At 72.2% G+C, this 3,615-nt stretch carries 3 protein-coding genes; 1 reads left to right on the forward strand and 2 read right to left on the reverse strand.

Annotated features, from left to right (window positions below; genetic code table 11):
- Window positions 1-304, reverse strand: a 304-nt coding sequence (locus I59_RS06425; protein ID WP_022903157.1) for an ester cyclase, incomplete at its 3' end; no start/stop codon positions are given.
- Window positions 305-574: 270 nt separating this feature from the next.
- Window positions 575-2,206 (reverse strand): RecQ family ATP-dependent DNA helicase, encoded by a 1,632-nt coding sequence (locus I59_RS06430; protein WP_031273149.1) that lies wholly within the window; start codon window positions 2,204-2,206, stop codon window positions 575-577.
- A 231-nt stretch (window positions 2,207-2,437) separates the two neighbouring features.
- Here I59_RS06430 and sucC point away from each other — a divergent pair, with 231 nt between their 5' ends.
- Window positions 2,438-3,607, forward strand: a complete 1,170-nt coding sequence (gene sucC, locus I59_RS06435) for an ADP-forming succinate--CoA ligase subunit beta (RefSeq protein WP_022903159.1) — start codon at window positions 2,438-2,440, stop codon at window positions 3,605-3,607.
- Window positions 3,608-3,615: the final 8 nt, after the last annotated feature.

Here is a 3,615-nt window from a genome sequence, read left to right on the forward strand (position 1 = left end):
CGAAGGACTTCCCGGTCGGCTCGTGCCCCTGGAACGGTCCCGTGTGGGTGCCGCGGATCGTGAACACCGCGGTCACGAAGTCGTCGGTGACGACCAGCGGGTCCGGGGTCAGCTCGAGGTCCGGGAACGCCGACGTGAAGTCCTTCCAGAAGTCGACGATTCCGGCGAGACCGGGCGCCTGGCCGGGGGCCGGGTCGTGGTCGACCACGTCCTCGGCCCAGACCTCGCCGAACCGGTCGAACGCGCGGTCCTGGATGATGCCGCCGAGGCGCTCCTGCGCGGCCTGGTTGACGTCGCTGCTCATGTGGGTGTTCCTCTCGTCGTGGTCCTCCTGCGTACGCGAGGGACGGTCGGAGGAGCCGCACAGCCCGGGGGACGGCTGTCCGGTGCGCGCACCGGTCGGCCGGGAGGTGCGCCCAGCGGACCGGGTTCGGGTCGCGTTCACCGTGTGGTCACCTCCGCGACACGACGTGCGTGCATGCTCACCGGTGCTCGGGGGAGTGGAGCGCGGTCGCCGACGGGTGGTCGAGCGACCGCGCCTTCCCTCGCCGGGTGCCCGTCCTCCCGGTCGGCCTCAGACGCGTTCGAGCAGGTGCCGTCCCTCGACGTCGGCGAGCGCGAGCGTGCGGTACCCCGCCGTGTCGAAGAAGACCGTCACCCGGTCGTCCTCGGTGCTCATGACGGTGCCGCGGCCCCACTCCGGGTGCTCGACGATCGACTCCGGGGGCCAGGCGTCGTCGTGCGCCCCGTCCGCGCCGTGGGCGGCGTCCTCGTGTGCGGAGCCGGACGTGCAGGTGTCGCAGTTGCCGCACGGCTCCGCGAGCTCGTCGCCGAAGTAGCCGAGCAGGAACTGCCGGCGGCACCCGAGCGTCTCCGCGAACCGGCGCATCATCGCGATGCGCGACTGCTCGACCTCCTCGCGCTGGTCGGCACGTGCCGAGGCGGCCTTCGCCGCTGCCTCCGCGCTGGTCGGGCCGCCGTCAGCGCGTGCGATCCCGTCCGGCCCGTCGTCGAGCACCCCCGCCTCGACGAGGGCGTTCGCGGCGCGGCCGGCCGTGCGCGCGGAGAGTCCCGAGGCGCCCGCGAGGGCCGAGCGCGGGATCGACGCCGAGGCGGGCACGGCGTCGAAGAGCGCCCGGAGGGACGCCGGCTTCGGGCTCCCGGACGCGAAGAAGCGCCGGAGCCCGAGGTCCTCGGCGCGGTAGTGCAGGGTCGCGGTCGCCGGCTGGCCGTCGCGCCCGGCGCGGCCGATCTCCTGGTAGTGGGCGTCGACGGACTCCGCGACGTCGGCGTGCAGGACGAACCGGACGTCGGGCTTGTCGATCCCCATGCCGAACGCGCTCGTCGCCACCACCACGTCGAGCTCGCCGTCGTGGAAGGCGTGCAGGACGGCGTCACGGTCGCGCACCCGCATCCCCGCGTGGTAGGGCCGGGCGTCCTTGCCGCGGGCACGGAGGGCGTCGGCGTACTCGTCGGTCTCCCGTCGGGTGGCGACGTAGACGATGCCGGTGCCCGACGCGGCCGCGGCCTGCTCGACCACGGCGTCGCGCTTCTCCGCGGCGTCGGCGTACCGCTCGACCTCGATGCGGATGCCGGGGCGGTCGAAGCCCGCGGCGAGCACGAGCGGGTCCCGCATGCCGAGCCGCGCCGTGATGTCCTCGCGCACCGGAGCCGATCCGGTCGCCGTCAGGGCGAGGACCGGCGGGCGTCCGAGGCGCTCCACGGCCTCGCCGAGTGCGAGGTAGGCGGGTCGGAAGTCGTGCCCCCACGAGGACACGCAGTGTGCTTCGTCGACGGTGACCAAGGAGACGCCGACCTCGGACAGCCGCTCGACCACCTCGTCCTTCGCGAGCTGCTCGGGCGCGAGGAACACGTAGCGGACGTCCCCGGCGGCGATCGCGTCCCACGAGTCCTCGACGTCCGAGGCCCGCTTCGTGGCGTTCACGGCGACGGCACGAGGGGCGTCCGGGTGGCGCTCGAGCCCGACGACCTGGTCCTCCTGCAGCGACACGAGCGGGGACACCACGACGACGAGTCCGTCGAGCGCGAGGCCCGCGACCTGGTAGATCGCGGACTTGCCCGAGCCGGTCGGCATCAGCGCGAGGGCGTCGCGGCCGCGCAGCACGGCGTCGATCACCGTCGCCTGGGCGTCTCGGAGGTCCCAGCCGAAGACGTCGGCGGCGCGGTCTCGGAGTGCAGTGTCCATCGCGACCACCGTGCCGGACCCTTCCTGGGGGCCCGTGGGGCAGTGCGCGCTCCGGATGTCGCACGACGGAGGCGATCCGTGCCTCCCGGCCGATCGCGCGCACCGCGCGTCCACCTGCCGGCGCTAGGCTGACCCGCGGCCGTTGTCTCGACATCGAGCGACCCTCGATGTGGAGTGTGGCGACCGGGTAACCGATGCCGATCGCACGGAACGTGCGGGAAGAAGAACAGCGTGGATCTTTTCGAGTACCAGGCCAGGGACCTCTTCGAGTCCTACGGCGTCCCTGTGCTGCAGGGCATCATCGCCGACACCCCCGAGGAGGCGAAGGCAGCGGCCGAGAAGATCGGCGGCGTGGTCGTCGTCAAGGCGCAGGTGAAGGTCGGCGGTCGCGGCAAGGCCGGCGGCGTGAAGGTCGCGAAGACCCCGGACGAGGCCTACGAGCACGCGCAGGCGATCCTCGGCCTCGACATCAAGGGCCACACCGTGCAGCGCGTGATGATCGCCCAGGGTGCGGACATCGCCGAGGAGTTCTACTTCTCCGTCCTGCTCGACCGTGCCAACCGCTCCTACCTGTCGCTCGTCAGCGTCGAGGGCGGCATGGAGATCGAGCAGCTCGCCGTCGAGAAGCCCGAGGCCCTCGCCCGCGTCGAAGTGAACCCGCTGACCGGCATCAACACGGAAGCCGCGCTGGAGATCGCGCGACAGGCGAACTTCCCCTCCGAGCTCCAGGAGCAGGTCGCGGACGTCTTCGTGAAGCTCTACGACGTCTTCGCCGGCGAGGACGCCACCCTGGTCGAGGTCAACCCGCTCGTCCGGACGGGTGACGGTCAGATCCTCGCGCTCGACGGCAAGGTCTCGCTCGACGAGAACGCCGACTTCCGCCACGAGCAGCACAAGGAGCTCGAGGACACCGCCAGCGAGGACCCGCTCGAGGCCAAGGCGAAGCAGCACGGCCTCAACTACGTGAAGCTCGACGGCGAGGTCGGCGTCATCGGCAACGGCGCCGGGCTCGTCATGTCGACGCTCGACGTCGTCGCGTACGCCGGTGAGCGCCACGGCGGCGTGAAGCCCGCGAACTTCCTCGACATCGGCGGTGGCGCCTCGGCCGAGGTCATGGCCAACGGCCTCGACGTCATCCTCGGCGACGAGCAGGTCAAGAGCGTCTTCGTGAACGTCTTCGGCGGCATCACCGCGTGCGACGCCGTCGCGAACGGCATCGTCGCCGCGCTCGGCATCCTCGGCGACTCGGCCACCAAGCCGCTCGTCGTGCGCCTCGACGGCAACAACGTGGACGAGGGTCGTCGGATCCTGGCGGAGGCGGCGCACCCGCTCGTCACCGTCGCCGCGACCATGGACGATGCGGCCGAGAAGGCCGCCGAGCTCGCCGCGGCCGCGGCGTAAGGAGCCTG

Origin of the sequence: Curtobacterium sp. B8 (assembly GCF_000333315.1) — a bacterium.
Classification (GTDB): Bacteria; Actinomycetota; Actinomycetes; order Actinomycetales; family Microbacteriaceae; genus Curtobacterium; species Curtobacterium luteum.

Bases quoted from the DNA above. Each gene is read 5' to 3' on its own strand.
- I59_RS06430 (WP_031273149.1), bottom strand. From the start codon at position 2,206: ATGGACACTGCACTCCGAGACCGCGCCGCCGACGTCTTCGGCTGGGAC.